This window comes from Aeromonas sp. QDB17, from assembly GCF_027705305.1.
GTDB lineage: Bacteria > Pseudomonadota > Gammaproteobacteria > Enterobacterales > Aeromonadaceae > Aeromonas > Aeromonas caviae.
Genome location: NZ_JAPDBP010000004.1, coordinates 17,466 through 31,813, shown reverse-complemented (window position 1 = coordinate 31,813; position 14,348 = coordinate 17,466). Strand labels below are relative to the sequence as shown.

At 62.3% G+C, this 14,348-nt stretch carries 13 protein-coding genes; 11 read left to right on the top strand and 2 right to left on the bottom strand.

Annotation, left to right across the window (positions count from 1 at the left end; all coding sequences use genetic code 11):
* Window positions 1–98 precede the first annotated feature (98 nt).
* The 7 genes from hslR (at window position 99) to OKC41_RS04895 (ending at window position 7,128) form a co-directional block, all read left to right on the top strand.
* A complete protein-coding gene (gene hslR / locus OKC41_RS04925) occupies window positions 99–497 on the top strand; it encodes a ribosome-associated heat shock protein Hsp15 (RefSeq protein WP_010675728.1) in 399 nt (132 codons plus the stop codon).
* 104 nt (window positions 498–601) lie between these two features.
* Window positions 602–1,486, top strand: coding sequence for an Hsp33 family molecular chaperone HslO (gene hslO / locus OKC41_RS04920; RefSeq protein ID WP_010675729.1), 885 nt, complete (start codon window positions 602–604; stop codon window positions 1,484–1,486).
* A 149-nt stretch (window positions 1,487–1,635) separates the two neighbouring features.
* Complete coding sequence (pckA, locus tag OKC41_RS04915; RefSeq protein WP_069651932.1) at window positions 1,636–3,261, top strand: phosphoenolpyruvate carboxykinase (ATP); 1,626 nt, start codon at window positions 1,636–1,638, stop codon at window positions 3,259–3,261.
* 173 nt (window positions 3,262–3,434) lie between these two features.
* Complete coding sequence (locus tag OKC41_RS04910) at window positions 3,435–4,100, top strand: GntR family transcriptional regulator (RefSeq protein ID WP_201894619.1); 666 nt, start codon at window positions 3,435–3,437, stop codon at window positions 4,098–4,100.
* A 33-nt stretch (window positions 4,101–4,133) separates the two neighbouring features.
* The gene (locus tag OKC41_RS04905) at window positions 4,134–5,936 is read left to right on the top strand and encodes an aminopeptidase P family protein (protein WP_201894618.1); all 1,803 of its coding nucleotides are present in this window, start codon (window positions 4,134–4,136) and stop codon (window positions 5,934–5,936) included.
* 137 nt (window positions 5,937–6,073) lie between these two features.
* Window positions 6,074–6,526, top strand: a complete 453-nt coding sequence (locus tag OKC41_RS04900; protein ID WP_010675733.1) for an N-acetyltransferase — start codon at window positions 6,074–6,076, stop codon at window positions 6,524–6,526.
* 131 nt (window positions 6,527–6,657) lie between these two features.
* Window positions 6,658–7,128 (top strand): glycine zipper 2TM domain-containing protein, encoded by a 471-nt coding sequence (locus OKC41_RS04895; protein WP_010675734.1) that lies wholly within the window; start codon window positions 6,658–6,660, stop codon window positions 7,126–7,128.
* A 79-nt stretch (window positions 7,129–7,207) separates the two neighbouring features.
* On the opposite strand, the gene OKC41_RS04890 is transcribed toward OKC41_RS04895, so the two are convergent.
* Window positions 7,208–8,161, bottom strand: coding sequence for an inorganic triphosphatase (locus tag OKC41_RS04890; RefSeq protein ID WP_201894617.1), 954 nt, complete (start codon window positions 8,159–8,161; stop codon window positions 7,208–7,210).
* Window positions 8,162–8,330: 169 nt separating this feature from the next.
* Here OKC41_RS04890 and OKC41_RS04885 point away from each other — a divergent pair, with 169 nt between their 5' ends.
* Window positions 8,331–9,011, top strand: a complete 681-nt coding sequence (locus OKC41_RS04885; protein ID WP_010675736.1) for a TIGR00153 family protein — start codon at window positions 8,331–8,333, stop codon at window positions 9,009–9,011.
* A 25-nt stretch (window positions 9,012–9,036) separates the two neighbouring features.
* On the top strand, window positions 9,037–10,302 hold the full coding sequence (locus OKC41_RS04880; RefSeq protein ID WP_010675737.1) for an inorganic phosphate transporter: 1,266 nt from the start codon (window positions 9,037–9,039) through the stop codon (window positions 10,300–10,302).
* A 101-nt stretch (window positions 10,303–10,403) separates the two neighbouring features.
* On the opposite strand, the gene OKC41_RS04875 is transcribed toward OKC41_RS04880, so the two are convergent.
* Window positions 10,404–11,642 (bottom strand): multifunctional CCA addition/repair protein, encoded by a 1,239-nt coding sequence (locus OKC41_RS04875; RefSeq protein ID WP_010675738.1) that lies wholly within the window; start codon window positions 11,640–11,642, stop codon window positions 10,404–10,406.
* 229 nt (window positions 11,643–11,871) lie between these two features.
* Here OKC41_RS04875 and OKC41_RS04870 point away from each other — a divergent pair, with 229 nt between their 5' ends.
* Both OKC41_RS04870 and exeB read left to right on the top strand, forming a co-directional pair.
* Window positions 11,872–13,515, top strand: coding sequence for an ExeA family protein (locus OKC41_RS04870; RefSeq protein ID WP_053288783.1), 1,644 nt, complete (start codon window positions 11,872–11,874; stop codon window positions 13,513–13,515).
* Window positions 13,515–14,198, top strand: coding sequence for a GspB family T2SS assembly factor variant ExeB (gene exeB / locus OKC41_RS04865; RefSeq protein ID WP_201894616.1), 684 nt, complete (start codon window positions 13,515–13,517; stop codon window positions 14,196–14,198). Before OKC41_RS04870 ends, exeB begins: the two co-directional genes overlap by 1 nt.
* The last annotated feature ends 150 nt before the right edge of the window (window positions 14,199–14,348 follow it).

Below are 14,348 nucleotides of genomic sequence, written 5' to 3'. Positions count from 1 at the left end.
AAATTCAGTTTCCGTCACACCCGGATGCCCCCTGTTTCTATCCCGGGGCCCGCCTCTGGTATAATCAGGCACCTTTTCAGCCATTCCGGAGCCGATCCATGTCGAATCCAGCACAAAGCAGCACTCAGGTCCGTCTCGACAAGTGGCTGTGGGCCGCCCGCTTTTACAAGACCCGCAGTCTGGCGCGGGATCAGATCGACGGCGGCAAGGTGCACTACAACGGCCAGCGCACCAAGCCGGGCAAGGCGGTCGAGGTCGGCGCCCTGGTTCGATTCTGGCAAGGCCAGGACGAGCGGGAGGTGCGGGTGCTCGAGGTGAGCGAGCAGCGCAAATCCGCCCCGCTGGCCCAGCAACTCTATGAAGAGACAGAGGCCAGCCTGAAGAAACGGGCCGAAAACAGCGAAGCCCGCCGCTTCAACAGCCAGTTTGCCCCAAGCCCGGAGCGCCGACCCGACAAGCAGGAGCGACGCCAGCTTATCCGGGTCAAGCAATCCTAATCCGCGTCTGTGGCCCCTTTATGACGACAGGTGGAGGAATTAGTTCCTAACCACCTGTTTAACAATGTGTTTATTTTTCCCCAAGAACATCCTAGGAAACCATGATGAGTAACCAAGACCTCCTGTATCGCTATCTGTTCGAAGAGTACGAAGTGCGTGGGGAGCTGGTCCAGCTGGATCGTACCTACCGCCACATCATCGACGCTCAGAACTACCCGGTACAGGTGCAGCACCTGCTGGGCGAGCTGCTGGTTGCCACCAGCCTGCTGACCGCCACCCTCAAGTTCGAAGGCTCCATCACGGTGCAGCTGCAGGGGGACGGTCCGGTGCGTCTGGCCGTCATCAACGGCGACAACAACCAGCAATTGCGCGGCGTGGCACGCTATGAAGGGGAATTGCCGACGGACGGCAAGCTGCAAAGCCTGATCGGCAACGGCCATCTGGTCATCACCATCACTCCGGATCAGGGAGAGCGCTATCAGGGCATCATCGCCCTGGAGGCCGACACCCTGGCGGCCTGTCTGGAGCACTACTTCGCCCAGTCCGAACAACTGGCCACCCGCCTCTGGATCCGCACCGGCCACCACGAGGGCGAGCCCCGTGCTGCGGGCATCCTGCTGCAGGAGCTGCCGGCCCAGAGCGAGGATCACAGCGAAGATTTCGACCACCTGGTCCAGCTCACCACCACCATCAAGGACGAAGAGCTGTTCGGTCTGGACGCGGAAGAGATCCTCTACCGCCTCTACCACCAGGACAAGGTACGGGTGTTCGATCCCCAGGCCATCGAGTTCCGCTGCACCTGCTCCCGCGCCCGTTGCGAAGGGGCTTTGCTGCAGATAGACAAGGAGGAAGCGGTATCCATGGTGCAGGAGCTCGGCAAGATCGACATGCACTGCGATTACTGCGGCGCCCACTACGAATTCGACGGGATAGACATCGAAACCCTGTTCAGCAGGGCTCCCGGTAATGATGCAAACCAGTTACACTAATCAAAGGCGGGCAAAACCCGCCTTTAACTTAAATAACAAAAAAATACCCTATTTTATAAAGTTTGATGGCGATCGCTAAAAACTACCACCTAGGTGGTAGCATGAACGTCAGATAGAACCCTACACACCTCTGAACCCAGGAGAATACAATGACAATCGTGGTAGAACCCACCCTGGCCCAACAACTGAAGCTGGACCAATACGGTATCAAAAACAGCCAGGAAATCGTTCGCAACCCCTCCTATGAGCAGCTTTTCGCTGAAGAGACCCGCTCAGACCTTGAGGGCTTCGAACGTGGCGTCGTCACCGAGCTTGGCGCCGTCAACGTCAACACCGGCATCTTCACCGGCCGCTCCCCTAAAGATAAATATATCGTCAAAGATGCCACTACCCAGGATACTGTCTGGTGGTCTGACCAGGGTAAAAACGATAACAAGCCGATCACCCCGGAAGTATGGTCACATCTGAAAGGGCTGGTCACCAAACAGCTCTCCGGCAAGCGTCTGTTCGTGGTGGACGGCTTCTGCGGCGCCAACCCGGACACCCGCCTGGCAGTGCGCATCATCACCGAGGTGGCCTGGCAGGCGCACTTCGTGAAGAACATGTTCATCCGCCCGAGCGAAGAGGAGCTGAAGACCTTCAAACCGGACTTCGTGGTGATGAACGGTGCCAAGTGCACCAACCCGAACTGGAAGGAGCAGGGTCTCAACTCCGAGAACTTCGTCGCCTTCAACATGACAGAGAAGATGCAACTCATCGGCGGCACCTGGTACGGTGGCGAGATGAAGAAGGGCATGTTCTCCATGATGAACTACTTCCTGCCCCTGCGCGGCATCGCCTCCATGCACTGCTCCGCCAACGTGGGCAAGGATGGGGACGTGGCCATCTTCTTCGGCCTCTCCGGCACCGGCAAGACCACCCTCTCCACCGATCCCAAGCGTCAGCTGATCGGCGATGACGAGCACGGCTGGGATGATCACGGCGTGTTCAACTTCGAAGGGGGCTGCTACGCCAAGACCATCAAGCTCTCCGAAGAGGCCGAGCCGGACATCTACCACGCCATCCGCCGCGATGCGCTGCTGGAAAACGTGACCGTGGCCGCCGATGGCACCATCGACTTCGACGACGGTTCCCGCACCGAGAATACCCGGGTCTCCTACCCCATCTATCACATCGACAACATCGTCAAGCCGGTCTCCAAGGCGGGTCACGCCACCAAGGTGATCTTCCTGACCGCAGACGCCTTCGGTGTGCTGCCCCCGGTCGCCAAGCTGACCAAGGAGCAGACCAAGTACCACTTCCTGTCCGGCTTTACCGCCAAGCTGGCCGGTACCGAGCGCGGCATCACAGAGCCGACCCCGACCTTCTCCTCCTGCTTCGGCGCGGCTTTCCTCAGCCTGCACCCGACCAAGTACGGCCAGGAGCTGGTGAAACGGATGGAAGCGGCAGGGGCTGAAGCCTATCTGGTCAACACCGGCTGGAACGGCACCGGCAAGCGGATCTCCATCAAGGATACCCGTGGCATCATCGACGCCATCCTGGATGGTTCCATCGAGAAGGCGCCGACCAAGGTACTGCCGGTGTTCAACCTGGAAGTGCCGACCGAGCTGCCGGGCGTCAACCCCGCCATCCTGGATCCGCGAGACACTTACGCCGACCAGGCCGAGTGGGATGCCAAGGCGGCCGATCTGGCCGGGCGCTTCATCAAGAACTTCGAGCGCTTCACCGACAACGACGAAGGCAAACGCCTGGTCGCGGCGGGCCCGCAGTTGTAAGAAACGCGCCTCGCGTCTCGCAATCCCGTACCGGTCAGCCCTGCTGGCCGGTATTTTTTTGGCCGATGCGCGGCATATGGCTCCCGCCAAGCCTTGCCTTGACGGCCCTTGCGCGTTAGATTCAGCCAAACTTTATACAATATACAATTTTGCAACCTGCCCGTGACCCCAGCATGACCCCACCTTACAAGACCCGAACCCAGATGGTGATGGAGAACCTCCGCGGCCGGATATTGCGTGGCGAGTTTGCAGCGGGCGCCCCCCTGCGCCAGGACGCCATCGCCAAGGAGCTGGCGGTGAGCCGCATCCCGGTGCGGGAAGCCCTGATGCAACTGGAAGCCCAGGGGCTGGTGAAGTTCGAGGCCCATCGCGGCGCCGTGGTGACCATGCTGGATGCCTCGGCCATCGAGGAGCTCTTTTATTTGCGGGCACTGCTCGAAGCCGATACCCTGTTCCACGCCGTCGACCTGATGACGGAGGAAACCTTCGCCCAGGCGCAAGCCATCCTCGCCCAGTTTGCTCTGGCGCTGGAGTCTGGTACCCAGATCGAACACTGGGCCGAGTTGAATCACCGCTTTCACGCCACCCTCTACCAGGCAGCCAATCGCCCCCAGGCACTGGAACTGATCGCCCAGATCAATCTGAGCTGCGACCGTTATGTGCGTTTCGAACTGCTGTTCGCCCAGGGCGGCGTGGACAAGGCCGAGCGGGAGCACGCCCGACTCCTTGAACTGTGCCGCGCCCGGCGCAAGCACGAGGCAGTGGTACTGCTCAAGCAACACATCGAGGCGGCAGGCCAATCGATCAGACAGATCCTGGCAGGCGGCCACCATCAATGAACACTCACATCACCACAAGCTGGCAATAACGACATGAACCATTTCGAGATTATTGAAACCCGCGTCGCCCAGGTCAGGGCTACACTGGCCACGCTGGAGCTGGACGCCTTCATCGTTCCCCACGACGACGAGCATCTGGGGGAGTACATTCCCGCCTATGCCGAGCGGCTGGACTGGATCACGGGTTTCAACGGCTCCGCCGGGCTCGCCATCATCATGGCGCATCGGGCGGCCCTGTTCATCGACGGTCGTTATACCGTGCAGGCGCGCATGCAGGCGCCGGCCGAGCTGTTCGAGTTTCTCCACCTCAATGAAGACCCCCACGTGCAGTGGCTGGCGGAGCAGTTGCCCTCAGGCTCCCGGGTCGGTTTCGATGCCCGCCTGCACAGCCTGGCCTGGTATCACAATGCCAAGGCGGTGCTGACCGAGCGCGGCATCGAGCTGGTGCGCATCGACGAGAACCCCATCGATCTGCACTGGAGCGATCGTCCCGCCCCGACCAAGAGCCCTGTCATCCTCTACAGCGAGGAGCTGGCGGGCCAGTCCAGCCAGGCCAAGCGCGAAATGCTGGCCAGCGATCTGCGCAAGCGCGGGCTGGATGCGGTGCTGCTGACCCAGGCCGAGCCCATCAACTGGCTGCTCAACCTGCGTGGTCGCGACGTGGAACGCCTGCCGGTGGTGCTGGGCTTTGCGGTGCTCTACGCCAACACCACCATGGATTTCTTCGTCGATACCGACAAGATCGACTGCTTCGCCTTCAGTCAGCACGTGGGGCAGGATGTCTCCGTCTACCCCATCGACAAGCTGGGTGACGTGTTGCAGCGCATCGGCGAGGATCAGCAGAAGGTGCTGGCCGACCCCAACACCGCCAACGCCTGGACCCAGCTCGTGATGGAAGAGGCAGGCGCCATTCTGGTGGCCGGCCAGGATCCCACCATGCTGCCCAAGGCGTGCAAGAACCCCGTGGAGCTGGCCGGCATGCGTGCCGCCCACCTGCGCGACGGCGTTGCCGTCACCCGCTTCCTGGCCTGGCTGGATCGCCTGATCGCCAGCGGCGAGTTCGACGGTGTGGACGAAGGCACCCTGGCCGACCAGCTGGAAGCCTTCCGCCACGAGCAGGAGCACTATGTGGAGCCGAGCTTCGACACCATCTCGGCACTCGGCCCCAACGCCGCCATGTGCCACTACCGCCACACCAACGGTACCCCGCGGGCCTTCGGCCAGGACAGCATCTATCTGGTGGACTCCGGCGCCCAGTACCTGGACGGCACCACCGACATCACCCGCACCGTCAAGGTGGGTGAGGTAACCGACGAGCACAGAGCCATGTTTACCCGGGTACTGCAGGGTCATATTGCCCTGGATCAGGCCCGCTTCCCCCGTGGCACTGCCGGCATCCAGCTCGACGTGCTGGCCCGCATGCCCCTGTGGCAAGCCGGTTACAACTACGACCATGGCACCGGACACGGGGTCGGCCACTTCCTCAGCGTGCACGAAGGCCCGCAGCGCATCGCCCCCAAGGGCAGCCTGGTGGCCCTGCAGCCGGGCATGGTGCTCTCCAACGAGCCGGGCTACTACCGGGAAGATGCCTTCGGCATCCGCTGTGAAAACCTGGTGGTGGTGACCGAACAGGAGGCCCGTGGCGAGCTGCCGATGCTGGGCTTCGAGCGACTGACCTATGTGCCGTTCGACATCCGCCTCATCGATCGCAGCCTGCTGAGCCCGGCGGAGTTCCGCTGGATCAACGAATACCATGCGGAGGTCTACCGCCGTCTGAGCCCGCTGCTGGAGGGCGAGGATCTCGCCTGGCTGGAGCAGGCGACCAGCCTCCTCTGATGACACAGGGCCTGCGGGCCCTGTTTCTTTATCCGCGGCATGCCACAAATGCCCCCCTTGCATCGACTCCCCGCCCCTTCTACCCTGTGCCTCCTTTTTGGCTGCCCCGCAGCAGAGACCCGATCAGAGGAGCCCCGATGCACTCGTCCCCCGTATTGCGCCTTGCCACCCACACCGACATGCACGCCATCTGGCAGATAGATGCCGATGTCTTCGGCGAGGATGTCTACCCCGGTTTCTTCTTTCGACAGGCCATGGATCTGTGGCCCGAACTGCTGGTCGTCGCGGAGCGGGAAGGCCGGCTGCTGGGCTATGCCCTGGGGGGGCTTGGTCAGGATCGGTCGCAGGGCTGGCTGCTCTCCCTCGCGGTGCGCCCCGAAGCGCGCGGCTTCGGCCTGGCCGAGCAAATGATGTTGCAGGTGGAGCAGGGACTGCTGAAACTGGAAGTTGAGCGGGTCAGACTGACCGTTGATCCCGCCAATCCGGCCCAGCGCCTCTACTTCAGGCTGGGTTATCAGCAGTTGGCAGAAGAGAGAGGCTACTTCGGGCCGGGCGAGGATCGCCTGCTGCTGGAAAAAGCCCTGACCTGACCATCCGCCACCGGCACGGGAGCCTTCCGGCCACATAATTGGTTACACTTTGCGGGTTTAATGCGCAATCTGGTTGGCGTAAAGTGCAATTCATCACCAGATTAATCCGATGCCCGCCCAGGAGGCCCATCATGTTCAAACGTATTGCTCTCGTCACCCTGCTGGCGGCCACCACCGCCATCACTGGCTGTGCCAACAGCGACGTCTACTCCGGCGATGTCTACACCAAGGATCGCGCCAAGCAGGTACAGACCGTCAGCTATGGCACCATCCTCTCCACCCGCCCCGTCAAGATCCAGGCCGATGAGAACTCCCTGATCGGCACCATTGGCGGCGCCGTGGTCGGCGGCCTGCTCGGCAGCACCATAGGCGGCGGTCGTGGCAGTGACATCGCGGCGGCCGGTGGCGCCATCGCGGGTGCGGCGGCCGGCAAGGCGGCAGGGGACAAACTCAACCAGGTTGACGGGGTCGAGCTCGAGATCAAGAAAGAGAACGGCGAATCCATCGTGGTAGTACAAAAGGCCAGCCCCACCTTTGTACCTGGTGCCCGGGTCCGCATGACCCAGGGCAACGGCACCATCAACGTGGCCGTGGTGAACTGATAGCGCCGCTCAAGATGCAAAATGCCATAAAAAAAGGTGAGCCCGGGCTCACCTTTTTGCGCTCTGCACCACAGAGGATTCACGCCCCCAGATGCAGCCAGGCCGCGATGGACAGCTGCAGGCCCACCAGGTCGGCATGGTGGAACAGGGCATGCAGTGATGCACGATCCCCGGATACCTGCATCATCAGACGCTGTTGCGCCTGCAGGTCGGCCAGCCAGGAGGGGGGCACCGTCAGCGTGCCTGCCGCCTCGGCAACCAGGGATACCCCCTCGAGCAGGGCATGCAGCGCCCGTTGTTGTTCGCCAGCATCGCCACTCTCGAGCCAGAGCTGCTCATGATACTGCCAGTGCTGCATACCCAGGGTAATGCTGGCCTTCTGATCTTTGCCCTCAATCCTTTGCAGGGGCTGCACGGCCTGTGGCTTGCCAAGCCCAGCCAGCCTGTATCCGCGCTGCGCCTTGGACTGGGCACCCAGCCGCAATCCTCCCAGCGCCGCCAGCTTGCTCGCCAGGGTGAGCAGGGCGCGGGCATCGCCGGATTTCAGCTCCAGCTCCAGCTCGTCGATCCCGGTACGCCCCAGGGCACCGGCAATCTCCCCCTGATCCCAGGCCAGCTCGATCTCGGCATCTCCGAATGCGATCAGCCAGTGGCGGCGCAGGAAATCGGTGCTGAACTGGGCCACCAGACGGCTCTGGAGTTCATCGCGCACTGCCAGACTCGGCCAGATATCGGCAGGAAAGGCAGACAGGGTCGGAATGATTCCCTCTACCGGGGTGTTGTACTCGGGTCTGGCGTGCAATCCGCCCACGACCTGCCCCCGGCACTTGATGGTCTGCTCGGAAAAATCATCGCTGCGACGAATGCGCAACCCCATCTCGAGCCCACGCAAACCCAGATCGGGCGTGTCGAAATAGACGTTGCCAAGAGCGGCTTGATTGGAAGAGATAATCTCTAGTGAATTCAGAAGGTTGGAGAGGGATTCTTGAATATTGCTGGTGACGAAAAACTTTATCTCGATCTCAGTTTGCATAGTCATTCCGGGCTGGCGGGCAACTTTGGGGGGCATGTTCAGGGTCGCGAGGATATAATGCCAACGACAGTTCACGATTAATTCACGGTTTTATTGATGGCACAGTTCGGTTACCATGCGCCCCTCATAAAATCGTATCGAGTGTTTTTTCACCGACACAGGTTTGGCCATGCCAGTAAATACTATTTTGGGTCTTTTTGCCAAGTCCCCCATCAAGCCGCTGCAGAAGCATATCGTCAAGGTTCACGTGTGCTGCGAACAGCTCATTCCCTTCTTTGATGCCGTTGCCGAAGACCGCTGGGAAGATGCCGAGAAGATCCGGCAACAGATCGCCCAGCTGGAAAAAGAAGCGGATATCCTCAAGCGCGAAATCCGCTTGAAACTCCCCCGCGGCCTGTTCCTGCCGGTCGCTCGTACCGATCTGCTGGAGCTCTTGACCCAGCAGGACAAGATTGCCAACCGTGCCAAGGATATTTCCGGCCGCATGCTTGGCCGCAAGATGGAATTCCCCACCGAGATGCGCGCCGATTTCATGGCCTATCTCAAACGCTGTATCGATGCGACCGCCCAAGCCGAAAAAGCCATCGGAGAACTCGATGAGCTGCTCGAAACCGGCTTTAAAGGACGTGAAGTTGAAATGGTTGCCGAGATGATCCACCAGCTGGATCTCATCGAGGACGATACTGACACCATGCAGATCGGACTGCGCCAACAGCTGCAAGCCGTTGAGCACAAATACAATCCGATCGACGTTATGTTCCTCTACAAGATCCTCGAATGGGTAGGTGACCTGGCTGATCAGGCAGAGCGCGTTGGCGCCCGTCTGGAATTGATGCTGGCTCGTTCGTAATCGACTGACTGGGTAAACACTACTAATGGACATTATCGCAAATTACGGCACCACCCTGGTGCTCGTGGCGGCCTTGTTCGGCTTTTTGATGGCCTGGGGCATTGGTGCGAACGACGTCGCCAACGCCATGGGCACATCGGTCGGCACCAAGTCCCTGACCATCCGTCAGGCGATCATCATCGCCATGATCTTCGAGTTCGCCGGTGCCTATCTGGCCGGTGGCGAAGTGACGGCCACCATCCGCAGCGGCATCATCGACAGCAACGCCTTTGCCGACACGCCGGATCTGCTGGTGCTCGGCATGATCGCCTCCCTGCTGGCTGCGGGTCTGTGGCTGATCCTGGCCTCCTATTTCGGCTGGCCCGTCTCCACCACCCACTCCATCATCGGCGCCATCGTGGGCTTCGCCGTGGTGAGCATCGGTCCGGAAGCGGTACAGTGGAACAAGTTTGGCGGCATCGTCGGCTCTTGGATCATCACGCCGGCCATCTCGGGCATCATCGCCTACTTCATGTTCATCAGCGTGCAGAAGCTCATCTTCAACACGGACAACCCCCTGGACAACGCCAAGCGCTATGTCCCCTTCTACATGTTCCTGACGTCCCTGGTCATCTGCCTGGTCACCATCAAGAAGGGGCTGACCCACGTCGGTCTGCACCTGAGCAATGGCGAGGGCGTCCTGCTCTCCGTCGCCATCTCCATCGCGGTGGCGTTTGCCGGCTGGATCTATATCCGCGGCCAGCAGTACAACCCGAAAGATGACAGCAAGATGCACTTCGCCAACGTGGAGAAGGTGTTCGGCATCCTGATGATCATCACCGCCTGTGCCATGGCCTTCGCCCACGGCTCCAACGACGTGGCCAACGCCATCGGTCCGCTCTCTGCAGTCGCCTCCATCGTGGCGGCCGGCGGCGAGATCGGCGGCAGCTCCCACATCGCCTGGTGGATCCTGCCCCTTGGCGGCATCGGCATCGTCATCGGTCTGGCCACCATGGGCGAGAAGGTGATGGCGACCGTCGGCACCGGCATCACCCACCTGACCCCGAGCCGTGGCTTCGCCGCCCAGCTGGCCACCGCCGCCACAGTGGTGATCGCCTCCGGCACCGGTCTGCCCATCTCCACCACCCAGACCCTGGTCGGTGCCGTCATGGGCGTCGGTCTGGCACGGGGCATCGCGGCCCTGAACCTGGGCGTGCTGCGCAACATCGTGGTCTCCTGGGTCATCACCCTGCCCGCGGGCGCCATCCTGGCCATCGCCATCTTCTACGTGCTGCAGGCCTGCTTCTCCTGAGCAGCCCACGCCGCACGACAAAAAGCCCGGGTCATTGACCCGGGCTTTTTTATGCTTCGCCCATATTACGCCGTCGATTGAGCGTCGATCGGCTGCGGCGTTTACTCCTCGATGAAGGTCCACTCGTCGCGCACCCGGCTGATGGCATCAAGCCGCCGCTTGGCAAGCTGCTCGCGGATTGCCTCCCCTTTGAAGCCGGCCGCCACTATCTCCTTGACCGGCACAGCCTGCGCCGCCTCCAGGGCCTCGGCGACATAGTCCGGCTGACTGTAGACCTTCTCTTCGAAGCCGGTACGACCGTGGAAGTCGGCGCGACAGGCATCGAGCAGCTGGGCAAAGCGCTCCGGTCTGCGCCAGGCATCGGCCTTGTCGAATACCTTGAGCAGGGTCGCGGGCTTGAGCTCGAAGGCAATGTGGATATGGGTGTGCAGGTCGCTCACCAGCAGGGCCAAATCGCGACACTCGTTCGGCACCCGGAAGCGCTCGCAAAAATCCCGAATGAGCGGCAACCCCTTCTGACCATGGCCGTGATGGCTCGGCCAGAAGGCGGGCGGAGTCAGCCCCTTGCCAAAGTCGTGGCAGAGGGACGCGAAGCGCACGGTCAATTCGGGGGAGAGACGACATGCCTGCGCCAGCACCATCATGGTATGGATGCCGGTGTCGATCTCCGGGTGCCATCTGGCAGGTGCCGGCACACCGAACAGGGCATCGAGCTCGGGGAAGAGCGCCTTGAGTGCGCCGCATTCGCGCAGCACCTCGAAGAAGATCTGGGGTGTCGACCCCAGCAGCACTTTTTCCAGCTCCTTCCAGACCCGCTCCGGGGTCAGATGGGCCAGCTCTCCAGCCTCCGTCATCTCGCGCATCAGCCCCAGCGTCTCGGGGGCCACCACGAACCCCTGGGCATGGAAACGGGCGGCGAAGCGCGCCACCCGCAGGATGCGCAGAGGATCCTCGGCAAAGGCCGGCGAGACATGGCGCAGCAACCGCGCCTCCAGATCCTGCACGCCGCCGTAGGGATCGTGCAGTTGCCCATCCTCATCTTCGGCGATGGCGTTGATGGTGAGATCCCGGCGCAGCAGATCCTGCTCCAGCGTCACCTCGGGGGCGGCATGGCAGACGAAGCCGGTGTAACCCTGCCCCTGCTTGCGCTCGGTGCGCGCCAGGGCGTACTCCTGCTGGGTTTTGGGGTGAAGAAAGACTGGAAAGTCTCGGCCCACCTGGGTGAATCCGAGACCCAGCATCTGCTCCACCGTGGCGCCGACCACCAGGTGATCCCTGTCACCCTGGGGCAATCCCAACAGGCGATCCCGCACCGCCCCTCCGACCAGATAAATCTGCACGAGCACTCTCCCTCGATAAACTTGCCCCGATGATACCGCTTTTGGCCAAGAGAGACGATGTGCACCCGTCGCACCGGGCTCTCCATCACTCGGCCGGGCGGCTGCTTCCCGCCATCGTCCCGGGCGACTCAGCCCGTGGTTCGAGCCAGCTCCCCTTATGGTATCCGGGTCTTTGACATCCCTTTTGGGAGGCTTTAACCTGCCGCCCATAACAATGGAATGGATCCTTATGTACACACAGTTCTTCGGTCTGTCGGAGCCCCCGTTCTCCATCTCGCCCAACCCCAAATACCTCTATATGAGCGAGCGTCACGGGGAGGCCCTCGCCCACCTCAACTACGGGTTGCAGGACGGTGGCGGCTTCGTGCTGCTGACCGGGGAAGTGGGTACGGGAAAGACCACCGTCTCCCGCTGCCTGCTGCAGCAATTGCCCGCCGACACCGAGATCGCCTACATCCTCAATCCCTCTCTGACCGAGCGGGATCTGCTGGCCGCCATCTGCGACGAATTCCAGTTGCCCTACGGCGAAGAGGCCAGCCTCAAGCAATTGTTCGACCTTATCCGGGATCATCTGCTGGCGAATCTGGCGGCAGGCAAGCGCAGCGTGGTGCTGGTGGATGAAGCCCAGCACCTGCTGCCCGGCGTGCTGGAGCAGTTGCGACTGCTCACCAATCTGGAGACAGACGAGAAGAAACTGCTGCAGGTGGTGCTCATCGGCCAGCCCGAGCTGCAACAGATGCTGCGCCAGCCCCTGTTGCGCCAGCTGGCGCAGCGGATCACCGCCCGCTATCACCTGCTGCCGCTCTCGCGCCAGGATGTGGATGCCTATGTCCGCTTCCGGTTGCAGGTGGCAGGCTGCGTCCAGCCCATCTTCACCCCCAGGGCCATCCAGACCCTGCATCGCCTCTCCGGAGGCATTCCCCGTCTCATCAACCTCATCTGCGACCGCGCCCTCATCGCCGCCTTCGCCCGTGGCAGCCACAAGATAGTGCACGGGGACATCAGCCAGTCCGCGTATGAGGTGAGCGGCATTCGCGACGAGGGAAGCTGGCAATCCGGCCTCACGGTCGCCCTGGTGGGCGCCCTGCTGGTCGCCACCGGCTGGTGGGGCTGGCAATTCTTCGGATTCTTCCCAGCCCGCCCCCTGGTCAAGGTCGAGGTACCGGTCAAGGTGGATGACACGCCGGAGCAGCAAGCCCAGCTGACCCGCGCCATCAATCAGGCGCTGGAGCCGGACGTCGCCATGCAGAATCTCTACAAGGTATGGGGCTACCAGGCCGAGCTGGAGGAGGCAACCTGCGACAATGCTCCCCGTGCGGGCCTGCGCTGCCAGGAGGGAGAAGCCTCCCTGGCACAATTGCAGGCGCTGCAATACCCGGCCCTCATCAGTCTCACCGACGAGACCGGCGGCCTCTATTACGCCACCCTGGTCAGCCTGGGGGCGGACAAGGCTTCCCTGCTCATCGGCAACCAGAGCTGGCAGGTGGACAGGCAGTGGCTCTCCGACGCCTGGGGCGGCAGCTACACCCTGCTCTGGCGCATGCCCAAGGGCAACGTGCCCCTGATAGCGAGCAATGCCGGGGCTGCCCAGGTGCAGTGGCTGGACAACGCCCTTAGCCGCGCCATGCAGCAACCCGATCGCAAGGTGAGCCGCTTCGATGCCACCCTCAAGAACAAGCTGCAACAGTTCCAGCGCGAGCAGGGACTGACCCCGGACGGCATCGCCGGCAGCAACACCCTGCTGCGGCTGAATGTGGCCTCCGGCGAACCCATGCCCAGGCTGGAGGATGAATCCCTGCGAGCCAGCACGCCGGTCGATCTCGACAGCGTGGCAGATGATGAGACGGATCCCATGGTCGAGGAGGCCTCCTGATGTCCACCCTGCTCAAGGCCCTGCGCCGGGCCGACCAGCCCCAGTTCACTCCTCATATGCCGCTCATGGGTCTGCCCGTGAGCCAGGAAGAGGAGCCCAACCGCCGCTGGATCTGGTGGGCCCTGGTGCCCCTGGCCCTGGTGATGGGCGCCGCAGCCAACTATGGCTGGCACCTCTATCACCTCAAACCCGTTGAACAGCATGTCGAAGTGAAGGAAGTGGTGACTCCCCCCTTCGTGCGGGTCGAACCCAGGCCCATGATCACCCGGCCGCTGCCGCCCCCCCTGCCGGAGCCCGTGGTCGCTCCAAGACCTGCCGCAACCCCGGCTGCGACTACCGCAAACCAGGGGGGACAGAGTCTGGCAGAACGGCTGATGGCCGCCCTCAACAACACGCCGCTGGTGGAAGAGAGTGCGCCCCAGGCTCAGGTCCAGACCAGTGCCATCCCCCTCGGCGCCCTGGGCCCGGCCCTGAAACAGCAGGTACCGTCCCTGACCTATGGTGCCCACAACTACTCCTCCGACCCGGCCAAGCGGGCCGTGGTGCTCAATGGACGGGAGTGGCGCGAGGGCAATGAGATCGCCCCCGGTGTCATCCTGGCAGCCATCGCCCAGGACTACATCGTCCTGCAGGTCGGCGGCCAGTATGCCAGCCTCAAGGCGCTGCAAGACTGGCGCGGCTGATCTGCCGGCATCCAGTGGCCCTCCCCCGGGAGGGTCACCGCCCATTCTGAGGGAGCCCGAGAGCTCCCCTTTTTAATCAATAACCTACACTCGACCTTTGCCATGCGCCGGGTCGGGGATCGCCCTCCTGATGGCGGGCGGACTTATCAT

Bases quoted from the DNA above. Each gene is read 5' to 3' on its own strand.
- hslR (WP_010675728.1), top strand. From the start codon at position 99: ATGTCGAATCCAGCACAAAGCAGCACTCAGGTCCGTCTCGACAAGTGG.
- hslO (WP_010675729.1), top strand. From the start codon at position 602: ATGAGTAACCAAGACCTCCTGTATCGCTATCTGTTCGAAGAGTACGAA.
- pckA (WP_069651932.1), top strand. From the start codon at position 1,636: ATGACAATCGTGGTAGAACCCACCCTGGCCCAACAACTGAAGCTGGAC.
- OKC41_RS04910 (WP_201894619.1), top strand. From the start codon at position 3,435: ATGACCCCACCTTACAAGACCCGAACCCAGATGGTGATGGAGAACCTC.
- OKC41_RS04905 (WP_201894618.1), top strand. From the start codon at position 4,134: ATGAACCATTTCGAGATTATTGAAACCCGCGTCGCCCAGGTCAGGGCT.
- OKC41_RS04900 (WP_010675733.1), top strand. From the start codon at position 6,074: ATGCACTCGTCCCCCGTATTGCGCCTTGCCACCCACACCGACATGCAC.
- OKC41_RS04895 (WP_010675734.1), top strand. From the start codon at position 6,658: ATGTTCAAACGTATTGCTCTCGTCACCCTGCTGGCGGCCACCACCGCC.
- OKC41_RS04890 (WP_201894617.1), bottom strand. From the start codon at position 8,161: ATGCAAACTGAGATCGAGATAAAGTTTTTCGTCACCAGCAATATTCAA.
- OKC41_RS04885 (WP_010675736.1), top strand. From the start codon at position 8,331: ATGCCAGTAAATACTATTTTGGGTCTTTTTGCCAAGTCCCCCATCAAG.
- OKC41_RS04880 (WP_010675737.1), top strand. From the start codon at position 9,037: ATGGACATTATCGCAAATTACGGCACCACCCTGGTGCTCGTGGCGGCC.
- OKC41_RS04870 (WP_053288783.1), top strand. From the start codon at position 11,872: ATGTACACACAGTTCTTCGGTCTGTCGGAGCCCCCGTTCTCCATCTCG.
- exeB (WP_201894616.1), top strand. From the start codon at position 13,515: ATGTCCACCCTGCTCAAGGCCCTGCGCCGGGCCGACCAGCCCCAGTTC.